The organism is Streptomyces sp. NPDC002795 (assembly GCF_042888725.1).
In the GTDB taxonomy this organism is placed as follows: Bacteria; Actinomycetota; Actinomycetes; order Streptomycetales; family Streptomycetaceae; genus Streptomyces.
On sequence record NZ_JBIAQB010000001.1, the window covers coordinates 447709 to 471005 of the forward strand.

Below are 23297 nucleotides of genomic sequence, written 5' to 3' on the forward strand. Positions count from 1 at the left end.
AAGATCCGATCGTTGATAGGCAGCTACGATCATCGGCGGGCGTTGTCCACCGAAGTCGGCCGGGAAGGGGGTGGGACCGTGCTCCTGCGCCAGCTCGAATATCTCGTCGCGCTGACCGGCACCGGCCACTTCGCGAAGGCCGCCGAGCAGTGCTTCGTGTCGCAGCCGACGCTGTCCGAGGGCATCCGCAAGCTGGAGACCGAGCTGGGTGTGCCGCTGGTGCGGCGCGGCCGGCGCTTCGAGGGGCTTACGGCGGAGGGCGAGCAGGTCGTCCTGTGGGCCCGCCGGATGCTCGCGGACCGGGACGCCATGGAGTCGGGGCTCGCGGCGCTGCGTGAGGGGCTGAGCGGGGAGCTGCGCCTGGGCGCCGTGCCCACGGCGGTCGGCGCGGTGGCCCTGCTGACGCAGCCGTTCTGTGCGGCGAATCCGCACACCACGGTGAACGTGCAGGCCGATCTCCAGGGGGACGAGATCGTGCGCCGGCTGCGCGCGTTCGAGCTGCACGGGGCGGTCTCGTACCACAGCCGGAGCCTGGATCTGCCGTTCGTGCCGCTGTACCGGGAGCGCTATGTCGTGCTCACCCAGGAGGCCCCTGAGCGGACGGCGCAGGAGATCAGCTGGGCCGAGGCGGCCGCGCTGCCGCTGTGTCTGCTGCATCCGCGGATGCTGGGCCGCCGGGTTCTGGACGACGTGTTCGCGGAGCTGTCCCTGTCGGTGGCGCCGCGTGTGGAGACGGACTCCATCGCCTCGCTGATCGCGCATGTGCGCACCGGCCAGTGGTCGAGCATCATCCCGCACACGTGGCTGCACGTCTTCGGGATCCCCGCCGGGATGGAGGCCGTGCCGCTGCACGGTCCGCGGCGCAGCGCGCGGATCGGTCTGCTGCTGCCGCCTCGCGATCCGCTGTCGGTGATGGAGCAGGCGCTCGCGGACCTGGCCCGCGCCTCGCGGATGCACACCGTCCTGGACGTGCTGCCGGGCTGAGAGCCCGCCGCCCCAACTGGCCGTCTCCCCCCGGCGATCAGCGGCTTGTTTTCCTCCTCAGGTCACCATTGACGCGCCCCTGAGGCGCTGGCTACCGTGACGACGACCCGCCACTGATATATCAGAGCGTCCCCAGTCGGTTTTCAAGGAGTCCTCATGACCCCCGACGCACGCGATCCGGCCGCCGCCCACGGCGACGCCCTGCCCGACCACCCCGACTTCCTGTGGCGCGACGCCGACCCGAAGAAGTCCTACGACGTCGTGATCGTGGGCGGCGGCGGACACGGTCTGGCGACCGCGTACTACCTCGCAAAGAACCACGGCATCACGAACATCGCCGTCCTGGAGAAGGGGTGGCTCGCCGGCGGGAACATGGCCCGCAACACCACCATCATCCGCTCCAACTACCTTCTGGAAGAGAGCTCCGGCATCTACGAGAGCTCGCTCAAGCTGTGGGAGACGCTGGAGCAGGACCTCGACTACCCGATCCTGTTCAGCCAGCGCGGTGTCCTCAACCTCGCGCACAACCTCCAGGACGTCCGCGACAGCAAGCGTCGGGTCTACGCGAACCAGCTGAACGGCATCGACGCCGAGTGGCTGGAGCCAGACGAGGTCGCCAAGGTGTGTCCGATCGTCAACACCAGCCCGGACGTGCGCTACCCGGTGCACGGCGCCACGTACCAGCCGCGCGCGGGCATCGCCAAGCACGACTACGTGGCGTGGGGCTTCGCCCGCCGCGCGGACGCGTACGGCATCGACCTCATCCAGAACTGCGAGGTCACCGGCATCGACGTGAGCGGGAGCCGGGTCACCGGGGTACGGACGACACGGGGCCGGATCGCCGCCGGGAAGGTCGCGCTCGCGGCGGCCGGACACACCTCCGTACTCGCCTCGATGGTGGGTCTGCGGCTCCCGCTGCAGAGCCATCCGCTCCAGGCACTCGTGTCCGAACTCCTCGAACCCGTGCACCCGACCGTCGTGATGTCCAACGCGGTGCACGTCTACGTATCGCAGGCCCACAAGGGCGAACTCGTCATGGGCGCGGGCATCGACAGCTACAACGGGTACGGGCAGCGCGGCGCCTTCCGCATCATCGAGCGGCAGATGGCCGCCGCCCTGGAGCTGTTCCCGGTGTTCGCGCGCGCCCACATGCTGCGCACGTGGGGCGGCATCGTCGACACCACCCCGGACGCCTCCCCCATCGTCGGCCGCACTCCGGTCGAGGACCTGTACCTCAACTGCGGCTGGGGAACCGGCGGTTTCAAGGCGACGCCGGGTGTCGGCTGGGCGTATGCGCACACCATCGCGACCGGCGAACCGCATGACACCACCGCGCCGTTCACCCTGGACCGGTTCACGACCGGCGCCCTCGTCGACGAGCACGGCGCGGCCGCCGTCGCGCACTGAGCACTGAGCACTGAGCACTGCCGAGTCCTGAGGAGACCGTGAGATGCAGTTGATTCCCTGCCCCTGGTGCGGCCCGCGCGAGGAGGCCGAGTTCCACTACGGCGGCCAGGCACACGTCGAACACCCCGAGGACCCGCATTCCCTCGACGACGAGCAGTGGGCCCAGTACGTCTTCTTCCGCGACAACTCCAAGGGGCCCTTCGCCGAGCGGTGGGCGCACACGGCGGGCTGCCGCCGCTGGTTCAACGCCGTGCGGGACACCGTGAGTTACGAGTTCCTGACCGTGTACCCCGTGGGCACCCCGAACCCGCTCGGCACCGGCACGCGAGAGCGCCAGGAGGCGACCGCATGAGCACCCCCTTCCGTACCTCCTCCGCCGCGTACGGCCGCATCGACCGCTCCACCACGCTGGACTTCGTCTTCGACGGGACGCCCTGCACCGGTCACCCTGGTGACACCCTCGCCTCCGCGCTGCTCGCGAACGGCGTGCACCGGGTCGCGACGAGCATCAAGTACGGCCGTCCGCGCGGCATTCTCGCCGCCGGTGTCGAGGAGCCCAACGCCCTCGTCCAGATCGAGGCGCCGTTCCCCGAGCCGATGCTCACCGCCACCACCGTCGAGCTCTACGACGGCCTGGTGGCACGCGGGCTGGGCGGCCAGGGGCGGCTCGCCGCCGAACCCGATCCCGCCCGCTACGACGCGAAGCACCTGCACACCGAGCTGCTGATCGTGGGCGCGGGTCCGGCCGGTCTCGCGGCCGCGCTCGCCGCGTCCGACGCGGGGGCCCGGGTCGTCCTCGTCGACAGCGCGCCGGAGCCCGGCGGCAGCCTGCTCGGCACACGGGAGACCATCGACGGCCGGCCCGCGCAGGAGTGGGTGGACTCGGCGACGAGCCGGCTCGCGGCGTCCGGGAACGTGACCGTCCTGACCCGCACCACCGCCTTCGGCCACTACGACGACAACCTGGTCCTCGCCCTGGAGAAGCGCACCGACCACCTCGGCGCCGCGGCCCCGAGCCACGTGTCCCGCCAGCGGGTGTGGCGCATCCGGGCCGAGCAGGTCGTGCACGCGACCGGCGCCACCGAGCGGCCGATCGCCTTCGACGACAACGACCGCCCCGGCATCATGCTCGCCTCCGCGGCCCGCACGTACCTCAACCGGTACGGCGTCCTCGCGGGCCGCCGGGCCGCCGTCTTCACGACGAACGACTCCGCCTACGACGCGGTGCTCGAACTCGCCGACGCGGGCGTGGAGTTCGCCGCCGTGGTCGACGCCCGGCCGACCGTGCCCGAGCGGCTCGCCGGGGCGCTGGCCGAACGCGGGATCCCCCTGCACCGCGACCACGTCGTCACCGGCACCAGCGGCGTCGAGCACATCTCCCGCGTACACATCGCCCGGCGTACGGCGGACGGCGCCCGGCGGCACGGTGTCGACTGCGACGTGCTGCTCGTCTCCGGCGGCTGGAACCCGGCCGTGGCCCTGTTCAGCCAGGCGCGCGGGAAGCTGCGCTACGACGCGGAGCTCGCCACGTTCGTGCCCACCGAGGCACTCCCGACCGTACGGACGGCGGGCGCCGCGGACGGTCTGCGCACGCTCGGCGAGTGCCTCGGCAGCGGGATCGCCGCGACAGCCGGGGCACTGGAGGCACTCGGCGTCGTGGCCGCGCCGGTCGGTGTTCCGTCGGCCGTCGCGGAACTCCCGTCCCCCAGCGTGGTGTTGTGGCGCGTGCCCAGTCCGCGGGAGGGCGCGGACGGTGCGGCGCAGTTCGTCGACCTACAGCGCGACGCGCTCGTCAGCGACGTGTTCCGGGCCACCCGCGCCGGTCTCCGCTCCGTCGAGCACGTCAAGCGCTACACCACCATCGGCACCGCGCACGACCAGGGCCGTACGTCGGGGATCCTCACGTCGGGCATCGTCGCCGAGGCGCTCGGCGAGGAAGTGGCGGACCTCGGCACCACCAGTTTCCGGCCTCCGGTGCAGCCCATCGCGTTCGCCGCGTTCGCGGGCCGCAACCGGGGCGAGCTGTTCGACCCGGTGCGGGTGACCGCGCTGCACGCCTGGCACGAGCGGCACGGCGCGCTGTTCGAGGACGTCGGCCAGTGGAAGCGGCCGTGGTACTACCCGCTGCCCGGCGAGACGATGGACGACGCGGTGCGGCGCGAGTGCCGTGCGGCGCGCAACGGCGTGGCCATGATGGACGGTTCGACGCTCGGCAAGATCAGCGTGCAGGGCCCCGACGCGGGCGAGCTGCTCAACCGGCTCTACACGAACATGATGGCCACACTGAAGCCCGGACGGATCCGCTACGGCGTCATGTGCGGCGTCGACGGGATGGCCCTCGACGACGGCACGGTCATCCGCGTCTCGGACGACGAGTTCCTCGTCACGACCACAACGGGCAACGCCGCCAAGGTCCTTGAGTGGATGGAGGAGTGGCTCCAGACGGAGTGGCCCGAGCTGCGCGTCCACCTCACCTCGGTGACCGAGCACTGGGCGACGATCCCGCTCGTGGGCCCGCGCTCACGCGAGGTGCTCGCCGCGGTCGTCGGCGACGACCTGGATGTCTCCAACGAGGCGTTCCCGTTCATGAGTTGGCGCGACACGGTGATCGCGGGCGTCGACGCCCGGCTGTGCCGGATCAGCTTCTCCGGCGAGCTCGCGTACGAGGTCAACGTTCCTGCCTGGTACGGGACACACGTCTGGCAGGCCCTGTACGAAGCCGGGCAGCCGCTCGGCCTCACCCCGTACGGCACCGAGACCATGCACGTGCTGCGCGCCGAGAAGGCGTACCCGATCATCGGGCAGGACACCGACGGCACGGTCACCCCGCAGGACCTCGGCATGAACTGGGTGATCTCCAAGAAGAAGCCGGACTTCGTCGGCAAGCGCTCCTTCGCCCGGCCGGAGAACCAGCGCCCCGACCGCAAGCGGCTCGTCGCGCTGCTGCCCACCGACGAGCGCACCCTGCTCCCGGAGGGTGCGCAGATCATCGCCACGGAGGCGGTGCCCGAGCCGCCGGTCCCGATGCTCGGCCATGTCACCTCCAGCTACCGCAGCGACGCCCTGCGACGCACCTTCGCCCTGGCGCTCGTGCGCTCCGGCGCCGCCCGCGTCGGCGAGACCCTCTACGTCCCGCTCGACGGCGTCACCGTGCCGGTGACGGTCGCCGAACCCGTCCTCTTCGACAAGGAAGGAGCCCGCCGTGACGGCTGACACCCCCGTACGCACGAGTCCACTCGCCGACTGGGACCCGCGCCTGCCCTCCGGCCTGAACGCCCGCGAGGTCCCGTTCCTGACCCAGCTCACCCTCCGGGTGACACCGGGCAGCGCGGCGGCCACCGCCGTCGAGGGGTACCTCGGGTACGCGCTGCCCGGCGCCGGCCGCGCCCACCTGGACGCGGCGGTCGAGGCACTGTGGCTCGGCCCCGACGAATGGCTCCTGGTCGCACCCGCCGGGCGCGCCGAGGAACTGACGGCCGGGCTGCGGTCGGCGATCGGCGAGGAGTTCGCCACCGTCACCGACACCTCCGCGCAACGCACCGTCCTCGCTCTTTCGGGCCCGCTGCTGCCGGACGTCCTGTCGCAGGGCTGTGCCCTGGACCTCGCGCCGGACAAGGCCGGGGTGGGCGCCTGCCGCACCACGCTGCTCGCGCAGGCCGGTGTCACGCTCGTGGTGCGCGAGGCGGGCCCGCGGGTGGTCTCGCTGCTCGTCCGTTCGTCCTTCGCCGGATACCTCGCGGCGTGGCTGGCGGACGCCTGCACCGAGTACGCGGGGGTCACGTGATGAGCACGACCGCCACGCGCGGCGCACGCACCGACAGCGCCCAGTACATCCTGACCCTCAACTGCCCTGCCCGCCCCGGCATCGTGCACGCCGTCACCTCCTTCCTGGTCGGCGAGGGCTGCGACATCACCGAGCACCAGCAGTTCGACGACACCGACAACGGCACCGTCTTCCTGCGGACGAGTTTCACCGCGCCCACCGGGACGGAACCGGCTCGCCTGGAGGAGCGCTTCGCCGCCACCGCCGAGGCGTACGGGATGGACTGGAAGCTGCGCGACGCGGCGGCCAGGCCCCGGCTGCTCGTCATGGTGTCGAAGTTCGACCACTGCCTCGCCGACCTGCTGTACCGGTGGCGCAGCGGCACCCTCGACGGGGACATCGCCCTCGTCGTGTCCAACCATCCCGATCTGCGCGAGCAGGTGGAGCAGGCGGGCGTGGAGTTCCTGCACCTGCCGGTCACCCGGGCCACCAAGCCGGAGGCCGAGGAGCGGCTGCTGCGTCTGGTGGACGAGCACGCCGTCGACCTGGTGGTGCTCGCCCGGTACATGCAGATCCTCTCCGACGGCCTGTGCAAGGCGCTGGAGGGGCGGGCCATCAACATCCACCACTCGTTCCTGCCGAGCTTCGCCGGCGCGAAGCCGTACCACCAGGCTCACGCGCGGGGCGTGAAGCTCGTCGGCGCGACCGCCCACTACGTCACCGCCGACCTGGACGAGGGGCCCATCATCGAGCAGGAGGTGATCCGTGTGGACCACCGACAGAGCGCCGGGGAGCTCGTCCTGGTGGGCCGCGACGCCGAACGTCTCGCGCTGGCCCGCGCGGTCAACTGGCACTGCCAGAACCGCGTTCTGCTGCACGGAAACCGCACGGTCATCTTCAACTGAGCCCGCGCGCCCCGGAGTCGGCGCGGCCGGACCTCACATGCGCGCGGACGTGGAGGCGACGACCTCCACCGTCAGGTGCTTCATCAACGGCTGATCGCTCTGCGGGCTGAAGTCGCCGAGCGCGCACAGGGAGTTGAGTTCGGGCATGTAGCCGATGGCGCAGCCGGGCGGCACGTCGTACGTGAGGGCGCGGTAGCCGCGCACCGAGCGGCGCGTGCCGTCCTTGGCGATGCTCGTGATGTCCACGCGGTCCATGTCGGACAGGCCGCGCTCGCGCATGTCGGCCGCATTGAGGAAGACGAGGGTGCGCAGGTTGCGCACGCCGCGGTAGCGGTCGTCGGACGAGTAGATCGTGGTGTTCCACTGGTCGTGGGAGCGGACCGTGGCGAGGGTGAGCAGGCCTGCGCCGGGGTTCGGGTCGGGCAGCGCGGCGAAGCTGAACTCGGCGCGCTCCGAAGGGGTCCGGAAGATGCGTTCGCGGGCCGGTTGGCGCAGCCGGAAGCCGTTCGGTCCGCGAACCCGGCGGTTGAAGGCGTCGAAGCCCTCCAGGGCGTGCTCCATCGTGTCGCGGATGCGGTCGTAGTCCTCGACGTACGACTCCCAGGGCGTGGCCGAGCCGGGGAGCGTGGCCCGCGCCATCCCGGCGATGATCGCGGGCTCGGAGAGCAGGTGCCTCGACGCGGGGCGCTTCATGCCGCGCGACAGGTGGACCATGCTCATCGAGTCCTCGACGGACACCGCCTGCGGGCCGCTCTTCTGCTCGTCCTTCTCGGTGCGGCCGAGGCAGGGGAGGATGAGGGCCCGGCGGCCGTGGACGAGGTGCGAGCGGTTCAGCTTCGTCGACACCTGCACCGTCAACTCGCAGTTGCGCAGGGCCCGTTCGCTGAACTCGGTGTCGGGTGCGGCGCGTACGAAGTTGCCGCCCATCGCGACGAAGACCGTGGCCTCGCCGCGCTCCATCGCCGCGAGCGCGTGCACCGTGTCGAGGCCGGGCTCGCGCGGCGGGTCGATACCGCAGGCCTCCGCGAGCCGGTCGAGGAAGGCGTCCTTGGGCTGGTGGTCGATGCCGCAGGTGCGGTTGCCCTGGACGTTGCTGTGGCCGCGGATGGGGCAGGGGCCCGCGCCCTCGCGGCCGATGTTGCCGCGCAGCATGAGGACATTGACGATCTCGCGGACCGTGTCGACGCCGTGCTCCTGCTGGGTGATGCCGAGGCACCAACTGATGACCGTACGGAAGGAGTTGAGGTAGACATCGCCGGCCGCACGGATCTCGCCCTCCGTCAGCCCGCTCGCCGCGGTGAGGTCCTCCCAGGGGGTCGCGGCGCACAGGTCGCGGTAGGCCTCGAAGCCCTCGGTGTACCGCGAGAGGAACTCCTCGTCGATCGCCTTCGGGTCCCTCTCGGCCACTTCCAGGACGTGCTTGGCGATGCCGCGGAGCAGGGCGAGGTCGCCGCCGATACGCGGCTGAAGGTTCATGGTTCCGGTGGGGGTGGACTTGAGAGTGGCCATGCGGGCGAACTCGTGCGGCACGATGGTGCGCCCCGCCGCCGCCTCCACCATCGGGTTGACGTGCACGATCTGTGCGTCGCGGCGGTAGGCCTCGGCGAGCGCTGTGATCATGCGGGGCGCGTTGGACGCGGCGTTCACACCCATCACGAAGAGGGCGTCGGCCTGGTCGATGTCGTTGAGGTCGACGGTGCCCTTGCCGGTGCCGAGCGCGGCGGTCAGGGCGCGGCCGCTGGCCTCGTGGCACATGTTGGAGCAGTCGGGCAGGTTGTTCGTGCCGTACTCGCGGGCGAAGAGCTGGTACAGGAACGTCGCCTCGTTGCTGAGCCGGCCCGAGGTGTAGAACAGCGCCCGGTCCGGGGAGTCGAGGCCGCGCAGGGTGTCGCCGATGAGGGCAAAGGCCTCCGCCCAGGACACGGGCACGTAGCGGTCGCTCTCCGGGTCGTACGAGAGCGGTCCGACGAGCCGTCCCTGGTCCTCCAGGTCGTAGTCGGGCCACGTCAGCATTTCGGTGACGGTGTGCGCCGCGAAGAACGCCTTGCCCGCGCGCTTGGGTGTCATCTCCCAGGTGGCGTGCTTGATGCCGTTCTCGCACAGGTCGAGGGTGAGGCCGTGCAGATCGTCGGGCCAGGCGCAGCCCGGGCAGTCGTAGCCGCCGTCCTCGTGGTTCATGACGGTCATCAGCCGCATGCTGTTGACCGGCTCCTTGGCCTTGGCCAGCACCTTGCCGACGGATTTCGCGGCGCCCCAGCCCGCCGTGGGGTGGTGGTAGGGGCTGCGCGCGGGCTCGCCGCGGGTGGGCCCGTAGCCACCCGCGGGCGTGGTGCCGTCCTTGTCCGATTCGGAGCTCATCGTGGTAGGGACCCCTTCGCTCTCCGCCGTCGACATGGCTGAGTTCCGAAGGTACGCCGCTCCCCCTCGGTTCGCTCGGCGGGCCGCGCGCAGGGACGAAGGGGCCCCTCCCTCGTTACTCCGGAACCGCCACCGGCCTGCGCGCCAGCTTCGTCGCCTCCCCCACGTCCGTGATCGGCCTCAGCCAGTACGTGTACGTGTAGTCCCGGTCGGCGAGGAGTTTGTACGGGGCGTGGGTCTGGGCGCCCCAGCTGTCGTCGCCGCCGACGCCCATCTGGCGGTGGTTGACGCGCAGGATCACCTCGTCGTGCCGGTCGAGCTGGTAGTCGTGGCGCGCGCCGACGGAGAGGTCCTCCGGGGTGAGGTGGGAGGCGGTGAGTTCGAACAGGGGACGGTCGGCGGTGGGGTCTGCGGCCACCAGAAGGCCGCGACCGCGGCGGTCGGTGAGCGCCGCCCAGCGCACGTCCGTCTTGTTGCCGTTCTCCTGGGGGCGGATGTACGAGGTCCACTGCTCGGTCACGGTGGAGTCCCAACGCCCCACGTCCGTACCGTTGTTGCGGTCCCAGTGGTTCTCCTCCGGGCCGCGGCCGTAGTAGTGCAGTCGTTCAAGGGCCGCGGGCAGCCGCAGGATCGTGCCGACCTCGGGGAGGTACGGGAGGGTCGCGGCGCCGGGGTGCAGGGCGTTGTCGATTCTGACGGCGCCATCACCGAAGACCGTGTACGTGGTGGCGTAGGTGGACTCGGTGGTGGTCGGCAGGGTGCCCTTGACCTCGATGCACACGGCCCGGCCGTCGAGGCCGCGCACGCTCACCGCGGTCACCTTGCGGCGTGCGCCCGCGTCGCGCCAGGTCTGGTTGCGGGTGTGCTGGCCGTTGCCGTGGTCGTTGTCGGTCGGGGCGCGCCAGAAGTTCGGGACGGGGCCGGAGTCGAGGAGCCGGACGCCGCCGGCTTCGTAGGAGGTGATGACGCCGGTCGTCTTGTCGACGGTGAGTGTGAAGCCGTCGCCGGTCACCGAGACGGCCTTGTCGCCGTCCTCGTGGCGCAGGGTAGGTACGTTCTTCAGCGGTACGGGTGTCACCTTCGGGCTGCCCGCGTCGAGCGGGAGCTGGGCGCGCGCCACCTCGAAGCCGGCGTCGGCCCAGGCCGTGTCGTCCCTCAGCCGGAAGGACAGATGCAGGAAGAACTCGGCGCCGGGTGCGGGGGCGCCGGGCAGCTTCAGCGGGACGGTGATGTTCTTGCGGGCGAGCGGCGCGATGTCCAGCTGACTGCGGCTCAGGTTGCCGCGCTGGATCACTTCGCCGTCCCGGGCCAGTTCCCAATGGCCTTCGTATTCGCGGAGGTTGGTGAACAGGAATTCATTGGTGACGGTGATGTCTCCCGCTCCCCCGTCGCCCTCCTTCGGTGCCACCTGGATGGCCTGATAGACGCGCTTGACCTCGGCGGCCTTGCCGGTGTGGCCGCGGTCCGCGGTGATGATGCCGTCGGCGACGAAGTTGCCGTCGTTGGGGTTGTCACCCCAGTCGCCGCCGTACGCGAAGAAGGTCTTGTCTCGCGGCTGCTTCTCCGTGACGCCGACCGTCTTGGCGTCGAACCAGAAGCGCACGCCCTCGCCGTCCGGGCCGCGTCCGTCGTCGGCCAGTTCGGTGGCGCTCAGCGCGCGGGAGTACACGCGGGCGCGGCGAATGGTGCCGCTGAACTCGCGGATCATGTTGTCGACGTCCACACCGAGGGCGAGCGGCGCGGTGTTCTTGGTCGGCTTGGCGGTGGTCGCCTTCGTGGCCTTCGCCGAGCCGTCGACGTACAGGGTGAGCGTGCCCGCGCTCGCGTCGAAGACACCGGCGACGTGGTGTTCGCTGCCCGTCCAGCCCTCGGCGGGGGTGGTCCAGCTCGCGGTGATCCATTGGCCACCGGAGTGGATGAAGAACTCCAGGGTCTTGTCGTTCTGCTTGAGCGCGTAGTGGGTGTCGCCCTTGGCCAGGATCGGCTGGTGGTAGCCGGTGACGTGCGGGGTCACCCAGGCTTCGAGGGTGAGCGATCCGGTCAGGTCGAGACGGTCGTCGCGGGCGAAGACGGTGGCGCCGCCCAGTCCCTTGCCCCGGCTGAACTTCCCTGCGGGGTTGAGCAGTTCACCCTTCAGGCCGACGGGTCCTGTCTCGGTCAGCAGTGTCCGCGGCGGTGTCGGCCAGCTCAGCGACTGGTCCACGAAGTCCCAGATCCAGCCGCCTTGCAGCACGTCGTAGCGGCGGACGAGATCCCAGTACTCCTTGAAGTTGCCGTTCGAGTTCCCCATCGCGTGGCAGTACTCGATCATCACGTACGGGCGGGTGTCGGAGGTGTCCTTGGCCTTCGACTCGACGTGGCTCGTCGGCGGGTACATCTCGGAGCGGATGTCGCTCACGCCGGGGCTGTCGTCGCCCTCGTACTGGATGACCCGGGTGGTGTCGTAGGAGCGGATCCAGTCGTGCATGGCGGTGAAGGTGGAGCCGGCGCCCGCCTCGTTGCCGAGTGACCAGATGACGACGGAGGCGTGGTTCTTGTCGCGGTGGACCATGTTCTGGGCGCGGGCGACGCACGCCTTCGTCCAGTCGGGGCGGCTGGCGGGGTAGTCGTCGCGGACGCCGTGCGTTTCGAGATTGGTCTCGTCGACGAGGTACAGGCCGTACTCGTCGGCGAGTTCGTACCAGATCGGGTTGTTGGGGTAGTGCGAGGTGCGGACCGTGTTGATGTTCATCCGCTTGCAGATCTCGATGTCCTTGACCATGTCGGCACGGGTGAGCGCGGTGCCGCGGTCGGGGTGCATCTCGTGGCGGTTGGTGCCGCGGAACGACACCGGCTGCCCGTTGATCCGCATCAGCCCGTCCTTGAGCGCGAACTCGCGCAGGCCGACGCGGTGCGAGAGCGTCTCGGTCACCTTGCCCGCCGGGTCGCGCAGGCGGAGCACGGCGGTGTAGAGGTACGGGCTCTCGGCGGACCAAAGGTGCGGCGAGGGAACGGACTTGGCGGCCCGCACCGTCACTTCGGAGTCGGTGAGGTCGGCCTTCTGGGTGAGCGGGCGGGACCAGACGGGGTGGCCGGCGGCGTCGTAGAGCTGGGTCTCGACGCTGTACGCACCCCGGTCACCGGCGTAGTCATGCACGGTGGCGGTGACGGAGAGCTCGGCGGTGGAGTATCCGTCGCCGAGCGGGGTGTCGAGCTTGAAGTCGCGCAGGTGCACGGAGGGCGTCGAGTAGAGGTACACCGAGCGGAAGATGCCGCTCAGCCGGATCATGTCCTGGTCCTCGAGCCAGTCACCGTCGGAGAAGCGGTAGACCTCGACGGCGAGCTGGTTGGTGCCTTCGGTGAGGTGCGGGGTGATGTCGTACTCGGCCGGGGTGAAGGAGTCCTCGTGATAGCCGACGAGCTTGCCGTTCACCCACACGTAGTGGGCCGATTTGACGCCCTCGAAGTGCAGGAGGACACGTCTGCCCTTCCAGCCCTTCGGCACGGTGAAGGTGCGCCGGTACTGACCGACGGGGTTGTAACGGGTCGGCGACGCGGGCGGCCGGGCTTCCTCGCCGAGCCCGTTGGCGCCCCACCACGGGTAGGTGATGTTGGTGTAGATCGGGAAGTCGTGCCCGTGCAGCTGCCAGACCGCGGGCACGGGGATGGTGCCCCAGCCCTTGTCGTCGAGGTCGGTCCGGTAGAAGTCCTCGTCGCGCTCCGACGGCCGGTCGACGTAACTGAACTTCCAGTCCCCGTCGAGGCTTTGGCGGTACGGGGAGCGGGTCCGGTCGGCCGCGAGGGCCTGCGTCACGTCCTGGTACGGCATCAGGGTGGTGTGCGGCGGCTCGGTGCCGATCCGGAACAGGTCGATGCGGCCGTTCCACTCGTCGCCGTCGGCCGCGCCGGCCCGCGCGGCGGGGAGGCTCATGGGCAGGGCGAGCGCTCCGGCGACGACCGCGCCCGCCTGGAGCAGGCGGCGACGGCTGAGCGGCATGGGGTGGGGGTGGTGGGCTTGCGGCATGGCTGTGCCCTTCTCGGGGTGGACACGTGCAACTGGTGTGGTGCGGGACGCCTGTTGAGCCGGCACCACCCTAAGAAGACAACACAACCGACACAATGACGCCGTAGGACTTTGTTGTTTTCTGAGCAGAACGGGAGGCCGCACCGCGCCAGGGGCGTTCGCTCAGCACAACGGCATCGGGACGACGGCCCCTGCGCGCGATGTTCAGCTATCGGGCGAGAAGGCCCTGGAACTTCGCCCGGAACTCACGAGGCCCTGGCCCGGCGGCCGTCCTGTGCGTGCTCCGCCCGGGCCGCCTCCAGGAGGTTGCGCCAGGACGTGACGGTGGGGCGGCGGCGCAGCAGGGCCCGCCGTTCGCGTTCCGTTGCGCCGCCCCAGACGCCGTACTCGATGCGCTCGTCCAGGGCGTGCGCCAGGCACTCGGTCCTGACCTCGCACGTGTCGCAGAACCTCTTGGCGTGGGACTGTGCCGCGCCTTCCACGAACAGGTCCTCGGGATCCGTGGCCTTGCAGGCCGCCTTGTCCCACCACGAGTTGAAGATGTCCGTCACTCTCCGCTCCTTGCTCCTGGCAAATTCGGTCTGTCTCAGGTGCGATTGGCGACCGTACGCCATGGATCCTCAACAGGCAGCCCATGACCAGGAGTTGAACGGTGAGTCACCGGCGGTTTCGGGCCGCCGGCCCCGCAAGGCTGGAGCTAGATCCGGTCCGTCAGCTCCTCCGCGTAGACCTGGGACAGCGGCTGGGGCCCCACGTACTGCTGGCAGGTGCACTGGCCCGCCTCGTAGCGGACCGGCTTCTTGTTCTCGTCCCAGGCCGTGGGGACCTCGACGCGTTCGTGGCAGCGGCCCGCCTTGTCGTGCTTGGCGAGGTGGTGGGAGCAGCCGCAGACCGGTTCCGGCGGCTTGTTCGCGGCCTCCACCGCGAGACGCGCCTGCTTGGCGGCCTCGAGCCGCTCCAGCTTCCGCTCGTGCCGGTTGCGCAGCGCGCCGCGTGCGGTGTCCGCCACCCAGGCGAACGCTCCCGTCCAGAACAAGATGAGGACCGCCCAAATCCAGTTCATCTACCGCCCCTTCCCCCCGGATGACCGCGCGGTGACTTACAGGATAGGCGCCGCACCCGGCTACGAGCCCTTCCGGAACCCTCCCCCGTCCACCACCGCCTCGACCCGGGTGGCCCGCTGTCCCGCGCCCCGGCACAGCACCAGCGCCGTCGCCGACTCCCCGTCGACGAGTACGTCCCGTGTGCCGTCGCAGGCGTCGCGTACGGCATCGGTGGCTCCGGCGCGGCGGAGGCGGGACCTGGGGCTGTCGTCGGTTTCCAGGGGATCACGCTGTCCGTACTCGTAGCGGACGGCGGTCAGCAGGCCGCTCTCGCCGAGCGCGAGGAGGGTGTCCCCGTCGGCGGCCGTGCGGCCGGGGCCCACGAGGGCGGCGACGCGGTCGCCGCGGGCCGGGGTCACCGAGGGGCGGCCCTCCGCGTCGAGTTCCTCGCCCCACCCGAGCCGGACCGTGTCACCGACCGCGCCCGCGTCGCCGTTCAGGAGGTTGACGACGGGTTCGAGCTGGGAGCGGCCGGTCGGGGTGCGCACCCACGGGCTGCGACGGGACCAGTCGTAGGAGAGGCTGAAGGTCGCGCGGGCATGGATCCGCTCACGGCGTGCGCCGGACCCGCACCGCCAACTCCCCATCACATACGCGTGCCGCGGCGTCGTGGCCCGCAGTCGCTCCACCGCACCGCGGTCACAGCCGGACGGCGAGGGCACGGGACGTTCCCGTGGGGCGAGGAGTGGCGGCAGGTCCGGGGTGCGGTAGTCGGGACGATCTCGGCGGTCCTCGCCGGGCACGGTGACCTCCGGGAGCGTGACGAGCACGTCCTGGCTGCGGCAGCCGGTCATGTACAGCGTGCCCGCCGAGGTGTCCGTGGCGTAGTCCGCGAGGTACTGGCACCCGGAGGTGACGGGCCTCCCCCACCCGACGGGTTTCACGTCCTCGCGCCGCAACGCGACGATGCCGGAGTCCCCCGCGTCGACGTGCGCGAAGTCCGCACCGGTCAGCGTCACCATGCGCGGCACCTTGGTCACGGGCTGCCGGTAGGAGGTGACGAAGCGCCAGCCGGTCCGGCCCGGCTTCGGCAGTACGGAGGCCCCGCCCACTCTCCCCGTGTACGAGTCGACACCGACGACCAGCGAACCGACCAGCACCAGGACCGAACAGCTCCCGCTCACCGCGACCTGCGACAGCTCGACCCGTTTCGACAGCCGCACGGTGAACGACCAGCGCTGCCGCCCGTCCTTCGCGTCCCGGCCCGACACGCGTGCCGTGCGGCGCCCTTCCTCAAGGGCGACGAGGGTGCCGCGGGCCCGGCCCTCGTAGGTGCAGGTGCTGAGCGCGACGGGCCCGGCGAACGTCTGCCGCCAGGCAACCGCTCCCGGCTTCGCGGGGGCGCCGGGCGACCGGGTCGACCGGGTGTCCTCGGGGACCTTGCGCGAGCCGTCGTGCAGGCGCTCCCGCGGTACCGGCGAGGAATCGGCGAACTCCGTCCACCACGGGCCGAGCGCTTCCACCCGTGCGTCCCGGACGGCGCGAGCGCCCTCCACGGTGGCGACGGAGAGCGCGCCGCCGAGGAGCACGCCGACCAGACTCCAGGTCAGTGCGGATCGGGCCAACGGCCCCAACTCGCGTTCCCCAACCGTGAGTTCTCCCAGTTCGTCCATGGTGAATCCACGCCGACGCGCCAGGAGAACCGCCACCACCGCCACCCCGGCCCCCGCGATGGCAGCTGCCAGAGGGGCGGCGTCGGGCCATGCCGTGAGCAGGGCGTGCAGCTCGTTGTCGAACGGGCCGAAGTACCAGCTCTTCGATGTCGCGGCGGCGCGGTCCCGGCGGAGCCCCTCGGCGATCTCGCCGGACCGGCTCCAGAGGGCGAAGGAGAGGCCTCCCCCGAGCGCGGCCGCCGCGCCTGCCACCGCCGCGCCCCACGCCCACCTCCGACGCACGACACCGACGACACAGGCGATCCCGGCACCGGCCAACAGGACGCGCAGCCACCACGGAACCGTCCCGAAACCGTCGCCGCCGGTGCGCCCGCTCCACCAGGGGAAGGCGCCACCCACGGCGAGCGCCACGGCCGCGCCGGGCAGCATGAGGTGTCCCGCTCGCTTCACGCCAGGCCTCAAGTGCCCACCCCCGTAGGGAGGTTAAGGGCGAATACGGCGTTCCGGGCCGGTGGTGTCGCGGCGGCTCAGCCCTGGGTCTGCGGCTCCGGGAGCGGCTCCCCGGTCTCCAGCAGCGTCTTGAGGCTGGACAGCAGAGCGGGCCAGCCGTCGCCGATCATGCCGCGGACGGTGCTGTCGGGCTCGAAGCCGTCGTGTACGACGGTGAGCTTCACGGTCTCCCCCAGCGCCTCCAGGTCGAAGGACACCTTCGAGCGGCCCTCGCGGGCGATGCGCTGCCGCAGCTCCTCGTCGACGCCGACCGACCGCGCCCACGCGGGAGTGAAGGTGTGCCAGGTGTAGGCGAGGCGGCGCGGCGGGTCGGCCTCCAGGACGACCTGCTCGGGGTCCTCGATGCGGCTGTCACCCTCCAGCCACACCATGGGCGAGCCGGGCTTCCAGTCGGTCTCGAAGGCCACGCCCCAGTAGCGGCGGGTGAACGCGGACGAGGTCAGCGCTTCCCACAACCGCTCCGGTGTGGTCCGGATATAGCTGGTGTGGACGAAGGGCGCTGTGGCGGCGGAGCTGTCGGGGGTGGTGTCACTCATGGGGGGTTCCTCTTCCAGTGCGGTGCGGAGGTCGTCGAGGGCGGCGGCACGGTGCCGGTCGTAGCGGCTGAGCCAGCGGTCGGCGACGGCGTTGAGCGGCGCGGCGTCGAGGTAGTGCAACTTCTCGCGGCCCCGGCGCACGGTCGTGACCAGGCCCGCGACCTCCAGGACGGCCAGGTGCTTGCTGACGGACTGCCGGGCCATGTCCAGCTCGCCGCACAGCTCACCCAGCGTCTGCCCGCCCCGTTCGTTGAGGCTGTCGAGCAGTCGTCGGCGGCCGGGGTCGGCGAGCGCCTTGAATATGGCGTCCACGGGGGCTGGCCCTCTTTCGGTCGGCTCGACATGCAGTCGATTGGCTGCGTATTCGACGATAGGCAGCCGTATGGCTGCATGTCAATCGGAGAGCGGACCACCGGCCGGTCGAGCCGGACGGCTTGGGCTGTCCGCAGAAGCGGGTGGCCGAAACTCGCCCGCATTTCCGCTCCGCTGTCAGTGGCGTGCGCGAGGGTTCGGTTCGCGATGCAGAGGCGGGTCCGGGGCGCACTGGAGGTGCTGATGGCAGGCGATACGCACGGCAGTGCAATCCGCCATCGGAGCCATGTCGCGGCCCACGTCACCGACACGTGCTGTCGCCTCAGTTGTGGGAGGACGTGCCGACCGAGCACGGCTTCCGCGTGGAGGCGATCGACCTCATCCGCGGTCCGGACACCGAGGCCGACGGCCCGGTCGTGCACCAGCTCATCCGGGCGCGGCGCGTCGCGGACGGCACCCGTCGGGTCAGCAGCCGACCCCGCACGCTGAAGCCACCCGTCCCGCACGCCACCGTGGGCGTCGGCGCCATCCTCGTACACGACAACCACGTACTGCTCGGCCGGCACCGGCACGGGACGCTGGAGCTGCCGGGCGGACATGTGGAGGCGGGCGAATCCTTCGAGGAGGCCGTGGTCAGAGAGCTGGTCGAGGAGACGGGCCTGCGGGCCCGACCCGAGGACATCGCACTCCTCGGGACCCTCGTCGACCACGCCGGCGACGTTGTACGCCTCACCGTGGGGGCGCTCGTCACGGCGTGGGCGGGGGTGGCGCCGGGAACTCTGAGCGGCCACCGCCGGTTGTCACGCTTATGGAGTTCATCTTCTTCATGACGCTGCCGGGGCTGGTCATCGTGCTGACGCTGCTGGCCTTCATCGACCAGCTGCTGTTGCGCGCGGGCCGGGCCGGGGTGCTGCCGTGGCGCCCCGGGACCCGGCAGGGCCAGGTGTCGGCGACCGGGTTCGAGCAATTGCACGGCGCGCTGTCACCCGGCAAGCAGCACGAACTCAAGGAGCGGCAGTCGGCGCTGGTCATGCCGGACGGCGAGGACGACGGGGCGCCGCCGAACAGGACGACGGTGAATCTGGACGGCGGAACGGCGGTCGTCCGGCTCCCCCGCGCCCACGGCTAGCCGACGCCCAGGGCGTCTCCCCCTACGCCGCCTTCACAATCCCGCCACGCTCGGCAGCCGCCCACTCCGCGACCAGCACCTCGTACTCACGACGCTGCTCGGCACTCAACCGCCCACCGGAGCGCAGCATCAGGTCGCGGATCCGCTCGTTGAGTTCATCGGCGGACCGCGCAACAACATGCTCCGGTGTGGTGGTCATGTGAAGAGAATAGTGGGCGCCACTGACATCGGACACACGAATTCCACCGGCCCGGACGTGCCGTGCCACACACTCACGGCGCCGACGCCGTGCACGAGTTCGCGTGAGCCCGGCACCGGCCCCGAATCAACCACTGTTCTCCGGGGCCGGAACGGCCTGGACCGTCACACCCCGGCGACCAGCTCCAAGCCCTCCGCCACGACCCGGCCGTCGTGCAGGACCGTGCGGTCCCTGCCCCGGTCCATGACCGCGCTGGACGGGGTCTCGCCGTCGACCAGGACGAGGTCCGCGCGGTCGCCCACCGCGAGGCCCGGGCGGTCGGTGACACCGGACAGGCGGGGGACCTCGTGGCTCATGATGGAGGCGCCGCCCATGGTCGCCACCGCGAGGGACATCTCGATGTGGTCGTCGCGGCGGAAGTTGTTGGTGAAGGCCAACTGCCAGGTGCGGTCGAGGAGATCGCAGTTGCCGTACGGGCTCCAGTAGTCGCGCTGGCCGTCCTCGCCGAGGCCGACGCGGACGCCCGCCTCGGTGAGCTGGACCAGCGAGAGCTGGTTGCTCTTCGCGGGGGCGACCGTCGCCATGGCGATGTCCAGCTCCGCGAACTCCTCGATGAGGCGGCGGCTGGTGGACTCGTTCACGGAGCCGAGCTCGTAGGCGTGCGACATCGTCACCTTGCCCTGCATGCCGAGCGCGCGGACCCGCTCCAGGATCAGGTCGGTCGAGAAGACGCCCAGTTCGCCCGGCTCGTGCAGGTGGATGTCGACCTCGACGCCGTACTTCTCGGCGAGTCCGAAGACCACGTCGAGGTGGCCCTTGGGGTCGCGGTCCAGGGTGCAGGGGTCGATGCCGCCCATGACGTCCGCGCCCGCCTTGAGCGATGCCTCCAGGTAGTCGGCGGTGCCCGCCTCGCGCAGGATGCCGGCCTGCGGGAACGTCATGATCTGGACGTCGGCGAGGTGTCCGTACTTCTCCTTGGCCGCGACCACGGCCTCGAACTTCTCCAGCTTGCAGTCGACGTCGACCTGCGCGTACGAACGCACCCGGGTCGTCCCGCGCGCGATCATGCGCTCCAGGGTGCCGGCCACCCGCTCGTTCAGCGGGACCTCGGCGTCGCGCCAGTTCTCGCGGTCGTTCATCGTCATCGTCCACACGCCGGGGCCTCCGGTGTGCGGGCGGAACGGCAGGCCGATGCGGGTGGAGTCCAGGTGGACGTGCACGTCGCTGAAGGACGGGAAGAGGAGCCGGCCGCGGCCCTCGACGACGTCCCCGACGGGCTCGGCCCGCGGGTCGTGCGGGCGGATCGCGGCGATGCGGGCGCCGTCGAGATGTACGTCACTGCGCTCGCCGCCCCAGGGGCGGACGTCACGGATGAGCATGTGGTGCGACTTCCTTCTGTTCGGTGGTGTCAATCATGGTGTGCGGGTGGCTGGGTGGCTCGGTCAGTGCGCTGCCGCGACGGTTCTGTCCGCGAAGTGGCATGCGGGGCCCTCGACGCCCGTCATGGGCGGCAACTCGCCCGCGCACCGCGCCTGTTGGGCCTCATTCAGGGTCGGGCGCAACGGGCACCGTGTGCGGAACACGCACCCGGAAGGGGGGTTCGCCGGGGTGGGCAGGTCGCCGCTGAGGCGGATTCTGCGGCTCCGATCCGCGTCCGGGTCCGGCTGCGGTACGGCGGAGAGCAGGGCACGGGTGTAGGGGTGGCGCGGGTCGTCGAAGACCTCCCGCGTCGGCCCGCTCTCCATGATCTTGCCCAAGTACATCACGGCGACCTGTTCCGCGAAGTGCCGTACGACGGACAGGTCATGGGCGATGAAGACATAGGAGACACCGGTGTCGGCCTGGATGTCCTGGAGGAGGTTCACCACCTGCGCCTGTACCGAGACGTCGAGGGCCGAGACCGGCTCGTCGCAGATGATGAGGCGGGGTTCGAGGGCGAGGGCGCGGGCGATGCCGACGCGCTGCTTCTGGCCGCCGGAGAACTCGTGCGGGAACCGGTTGTAGTGGTCGGGGCGCAGGCCGACGCGGTCCATCAGCTCGCGCACCCGTGTCTTGACGCCGCCGGGCGGATTGATGCCCTGGGCGTGCAGCGGGGCGGCGATGGCGCTGCCGACGGACTGGCGGGGGTTGAGGGAGGAGGACGGGTTCTGGAACACCATCTGGACCTGGCGCCGGTACTCCTGCGCTTCGGCCCGGTTCATGGAGCCGAGGTCCTGACCTTCGAGGCGGATGTGCCCGGCCGTGGGGTCGAGCAGGCGCATCAGGAGCCGCCCGGTGGTGGACTTTCCGCAGCCCGACTCGCCGACCAGGCCGAGCGTCTGTCCGGCCCCGACGGAGAAGCTCACGCCGTCGACGGCCTTGACGGGCGCGCCGCCACGGCCGAGCAGTCCGCCCCGCCCCGGAAAGTGCTTGGTCAGCCCTTCGACCTCCAGCAGCGGGGTCCGGACAGAGGTTGATGTCATCGCGCGGCCTCCTCGGCGGTGGCGAGGTTCTCCTGGTGGCACCGGGAGGGGTGATCGGCGCCGGTGCTCGCGAGGAACGCGGGACGTTCGCCGCGGCACAGGTCGTCGGGGACGAGGTGGGTCTGCGGGCAGCGGTCCGCGAACAGGCACCCGGCGGGCAGCGCGGTGAGCGACGGCGGGAAGCCGGGGATGGGGCGCAGCCGCTCGCAGTCGTCGCCGAGTGTCGGCATGGAGGCGAGCAGGCCCTGCGTGTACGGGTGGCGCGGGTCGCGGAACAGTTCGCGCACGCTCCCCCGCTCCACACACTGCCCGCCGTACATCACGGCGACATGGTGGCAGACCTCGGCGACGACACCGAGGTCGTGGGTGACCATGACGATGGATGTCCCGGTCTCCTGCTGCAACTCGCCGAGCAGGTCGAGGATCTGTGCCTGGACGGTGACGTCGAGGGCGGTGGTCGGTTCGTCGGCGATGAGGAGTTCGGGTTCGCAGACGAGGGCCATGGCGATCATCGCTCGCTGGCGCATGCCGCCGGAGAACTCGTGCGGGTACGCGCGGGCCCTTCGCTTCGGGTCGGGGATGCCGACGCGTCCCAGCATGTCGACGGCGACGGCGAGCGCGGCCCGCTTCGACACCTTGTTGTGGACGCGGAACGCCTCGGCGATCTGGTCGCCGACGGCGTGGAAGGGGTGCATCGCGGAGAGCGGGTCCTGGAAGATCATGGCGATCTTCTTGCCACGCAGGGCCCGCATCCGGTGTTCGGGCAGGGTGTTGAGGTCGGTGCCGTCGAGCAGGATCTCGCCGCCGACCTGGGCGGGGGTCTCCTTGAGCAGGCCCATCAGGGCCTGGCTGGTGACGGTCTTGCCGGATCCCGACTCGCCGACGAGGCCGACGGTCTCGCCCTTGGCGAGGCTGAGGTCCATGCCGTTGACGGCGTGCACGAGACCGTCGTCGGTGGGGAAGGCGACGTGCAGATCCCGGATCCGCAACAGCGGTTGACTGGTCATCAGGCGGCCCTCACTCGCGGGTCGATGACGGCGTAGACGGCGTCGACGACGACATTGGCGACGATGATGAAGAAGGCGGCGAGCAGTGTGATCGCCATGGTCACCGGCAGATCGCCGGCCTGGGCGGCGCGGACGGCGGTGAAGCCGATGCCGGGCACGGAGAAGATCTGCTCGGTGAGGACGGCGCCGCCGAGCAGCAGCCCGATGTCGAGGCCGAGCATGGTGACGACGGGGGTCAGTCCGGCGCGGGCGCCGTGCCGTACGACCATGGCCCCCTTCGACAGGCCCTTGGAGCGGGCGGTGCGCATGAAGTCCTCGCCGAGGGTCTCCAGCATGGAGCTGCGGGTGACGCGGATGTACTGGGCGCTGAACAGCACCGCCAACGCGACCCAGGGCAGCAGGTAGTTGAGGAACCAGCCGCCGAATCCCGCCGGGCCGAAGGGAGAGGTGATGGCGTTCGTGGTGAACGGCAGCACGTCGAAGGTCGAGACGAAGACGAGCAGCAGGAGCAGGCCGGTGACCGGGATCGGCAGCGAGACACCGATGGACGCGGCGCCGACGATCAGCTTGTCGGTGAGCTTGTTCTTGCGCAGCGCGGCGAGCGTGCCGAGGGTGACACCGGCGACGGTCCACAGCACGATGGCACCGACGGCGACGGACACGGTGTAGGGCAGTGCGCGCTCCAGGACGGCGGCGACGTTCTCGTTCGTCTGGAAGGACTTGCCGAGGCAGGGCCACTCGCAGAGCGACTCGGCGCCCGGCGCGCCGATCATCCGGCCGTGGAAGAGGCCCGACATGTAGTTCACGTACTGGGTGAGGAACGGCTTGTCCATGCCGAGGGCGACCCGCGCCTCGGCGACGCGTTCGGGGGTGCACTCCTGGCCGCAGGCGGCGGCCGCCGGGTCGGCGGGCCCGAACTGGAACAGGGTGAAGGTGACGAAGCTGATGACGATCAGCAGGGCGAGTGTGGCACCCAGGCGCCGAGTAAGGAAGGCGAACATGTCAG

17 protein-coding genes and 1 pseudogene are annotated in these 23297 nt (G+C 70.8%); 7 read left to right on the forward strand and 11 right to left on the reverse strand.

Annotation, left to right across the window (positions count from 1 at the left end; genetic code table 11):
• The first annotated feature begins 78 nt into the window (after positions 1-78).
• From ACFYWS_RS01945 to purU, 5 genes and pseudogenes are all read left to right on the forward strand, one after another.
• A complete protein-coding gene (locus tag ACFYWS_RS01945) occupies positions 79-984 on the forward strand; it encodes a LysR family transcriptional regulator (protein WP_389268459.1) in 906 nt (301 codons plus the stop codon).
• Positions 985-1140: 156 nt separating this feature from the next.
• The gene (locus ACFYWS_RS01950) at positions 1141-2391 is read left to right on the forward strand and encodes a sarcosine oxidase subunit beta family protein (protein WP_389268461.1); all 1251 of its coding nucleotides are present in this window, start codon (positions 1141-1143) and stop codon (positions 2389-2391) included.
• 43 nt (positions 2392-2434) lie between these two features.
• Positions 2435-5604 (forward strand): annotated as a pseudogene (locus ACFYWS_RS01955) (sarcosine oxidase subunit delta family protein).
• Positions 5594-6175 carry a sarcosine oxidase subunit gamma gene (locus ACFYWS_RS01960; RefSeq protein WP_389268463.1) on the forward strand — a complete coding sequence of 194 codons (582 nt, stop codon included), beginning with the start codon at positions 5594-5596 and terminating at the stop codon, positions 6173-6175. The pseudogene ACFYWS_RS01955 and the gene ACFYWS_RS01960 overlap by 11 nt, the downstream one beginning before the upstream one ends.
• Positions 6175-7059 carry a formyltetrahydrofolate deformylase gene (gene purU / locus ACFYWS_RS01965; protein WP_389268465.1) on the forward strand — a complete coding sequence of 295 codons (885 nt, stop codon included), beginning with the start codon at positions 6175-6177 and terminating at the stop codon, positions 7057-7059. Before ACFYWS_RS01960 ends, purU begins: the two co-directional genes overlap by 1 nt.
• 33 nt (positions 7060-7092) lie before the next feature.
• Here the strand turns inward: purU and ACFYWS_RS01970 are convergent, their stop codons facing one another.
• From ACFYWS_RS01970 to ACFYWS_RS01995, 6 genes are all read right to left on the reverse strand, one after another.
• Entirely contained in the window at positions 7093-9453 is a 2361-nt protein-coding gene (locus tag ACFYWS_RS01970) for an FdhF/YdeP family oxidoreductase (protein ID WP_389268467.1), read from the reverse strand.
• Positions 9454-9532: 79 nt separating this feature from the next.
• On the reverse strand, positions 9533-13420 hold the full coding sequence (locus ACFYWS_RS01975; RefSeq protein WP_389268469.1) for a glycoside hydrolase family 2 TIM barrel-domain containing protein: 3888 nt from the start codon (positions 13418-13420) through the stop codon (positions 9533-9535).
• Positions 13421-13665: 245 nt separating this feature from the next.
• Positions 13666-13962, reverse strand: coding sequence for a WhiB family transcriptional regulator (locus ACFYWS_RS01980; RefSeq protein WP_389269447.1), 297 nt, complete (start codon positions 13960-13962; stop codon positions 13666-13668).
• 155 nt (positions 13963-14117) lie between these two features.
• Positions 14118-14483: a hypothetical protein gene (locus ACFYWS_RS01985; RefSeq protein WP_389268471.1), complete on the reverse strand. Its 366-nt coding sequence runs from the start codon at positions 14481-14483 to the stop codon at positions 14118-14120.
• 60 nt (positions 14484-14543) lie between these two features.
• On the reverse strand, positions 14544-16586 hold the full coding sequence (locus tag ACFYWS_RS01990) for a hypothetical protein (protein ID WP_389268473.1): 2043 nt from the start codon (positions 16584-16586) through the stop codon (positions 14544-14546).
• Between the two features lie 77 nt (positions 16587-16663).
• The gene (locus ACFYWS_RS01995; RefSeq protein WP_389268475.1) at positions 16664-17494 is read right to left on the reverse strand and encodes an ArsR/SmtB family transcription factor; all 831 of its coding nucleotides are present in this window, start codon (positions 17492-17494) and stop codon (positions 16664-16666) included.
• A 338-nt stretch (positions 17495-17832) separates the two neighbouring features.
• On the opposite strand from ACFYWS_RS01995, the gene ACFYWS_RS02000 reads away from it, so the two are divergent.
• Positions 17833-18324, forward strand: coding sequence for an NUDIX domain-containing protein (locus ACFYWS_RS02000; RefSeq protein WP_389268477.1), 492 nt, complete (start codon positions 17833-17835; stop codon positions 18322-18324).
• Positions 18303-18623, forward strand: a complete 321-nt coding sequence (locus ACFYWS_RS02005; protein ID WP_389268479.1) for a DUF6191 domain-containing protein — start codon at positions 18303-18305, stop codon at positions 18621-18623. Before ACFYWS_RS02000 ends, ACFYWS_RS02005 begins: the two co-directional genes overlap by 22 nt.
• A 22-nt stretch (positions 18624-18645) precedes the next feature.
• Here the strand turns inward: ACFYWS_RS02005 and ACFYWS_RS02010 are convergent, their stop codons facing one another.
• From ACFYWS_RS02010 to ACFYWS_RS02030, 5 genes are all read right to left on the reverse strand, one after another.
• Positions 18646-18822 (reverse strand): hypothetical protein, encoded by a 177-nt coding sequence (locus ACFYWS_RS02010; RefSeq protein ID WP_389268480.1) that lies wholly within the window; start codon positions 18820-18822, stop codon positions 18646-18648.
• A 164-nt stretch (positions 18823-18986) separates the two neighbouring features.
• Positions 18987-20201: an amidohydrolase gene (locus tag ACFYWS_RS02015; RefSeq protein WP_389268482.1), complete on the reverse strand. Its 1215-nt coding sequence runs from the start codon at positions 20199-20201 to the stop codon at positions 18987-18989.
• A gap of 63 nt (positions 20202-20264) precedes the next feature.
• Complete coding sequence (locus tag ACFYWS_RS02020) at positions 20265-21284, reverse strand: ABC transporter ATP-binding protein (RefSeq protein ID WP_389268484.1); 1020 nt, start codon at positions 21282-21284, stop codon at positions 20265-20267.
• Positions 21281-22291 carry an ABC transporter ATP-binding protein gene (locus tag ACFYWS_RS02025; protein WP_389268486.1) on the reverse strand — a complete coding sequence of 337 codons (1011 nt, stop codon included), beginning with the start codon at positions 22289-22291 and terminating at the stop codon, positions 21281-21283. Before ACFYWS_RS02025 ends, ACFYWS_RS02020 begins: the two co-directional genes overlap by 4 nt.
• Complete coding sequence (locus ACFYWS_RS02030; RefSeq protein WP_389268488.1) at positions 22291-23292, reverse strand: ABC transporter permease; 1002 nt, start codon at positions 23290-23292, stop codon at positions 22291-22293. The genes ACFYWS_RS02025 and ACFYWS_RS02030 overlap by 1 nt, the downstream gene beginning before the upstream one ends.
• Positions 23293-23297: the final 5 nt, after the last annotated feature.

Excerpts from the sequence above, each read along its gene's own strand:
- ACFYWS_RS01950 (WP_389268461.1), top strand. The coding sequence starts at position 1,141 with ATGACCCCCGACGCACGCGATCCGGCCGCCGCCCACGGCGACGCCCTG.
- ACFYWS_RS01970 (WP_389268467.1), bottom strand. The coding sequence starts at position 9,453 with ATGTCGACGGCGGAGAGCGAAGGGGTCCCTACCACGATGAGCTCCGAA.
- purU (WP_389268465.1), top strand. The coding sequence starts at position 6,175 with ATGAGCACGACCGCCACGCGCGGCGCACGCACCGACAGCGCCCAGTAC.
- ACFYWS_RS01975 (WP_389268469.1), bottom strand. The coding sequence starts at position 13,420 with ATGCCGCAAGCCCACCACCCCCACCCCATGCCGCTCAGCCGTCGCCGC.
- ACFYWS_RS02025 (WP_389268486.1), bottom strand. The coding sequence starts at position 22,291 with ATGACCAGTCAACCGCTGTTGCGGATCCGGGATCTGCACGTCGCCTTC.
- ACFYWS_RS01985 (WP_389268471.1), bottom strand. The coding sequence starts at position 14,483 with ATGAACTGGATTTGGGCGGTCCTCATCTTGTTCTGGACGGGAGCGTTC.
- ACFYWS_RS02015 (WP_389268482.1), bottom strand. The coding sequence starts at position 20,201 with ATGCTCATCCGTGACGTCCGCCCCTGGGGCGGCGAGCGCAGTGACGTA.
- ACFYWS_RS02005 (WP_389268479.1), top strand. The coding sequence starts at position 18,303 with ATGGAGTTCATCTTCTTCATGACGCTGCCGGGGCTGGTCATCGTGCTG.
- ACFYWS_RS02030 (WP_389268488.1), bottom strand. The coding sequence starts at position 23,292 with ATGTTCGCCTTCCTTACTCGGCGCCTGGGTGCCACACTCGCCCTGCTG.
- ACFYWS_RS02010 (WP_389268480.1), bottom strand. The coding sequence starts at position 18,822 with ATGACCACCACACCGGAGCATGTTGTTGCGCGGTCCGCCGATGAACTC.
- ACFYWS_RS02020 (WP_389268484.1), bottom strand. The coding sequence starts at position 21,284 with ATGACATCAACCTCTGTCCGGACCCCGCTGCTGGAGGTCGAAGGGCTG.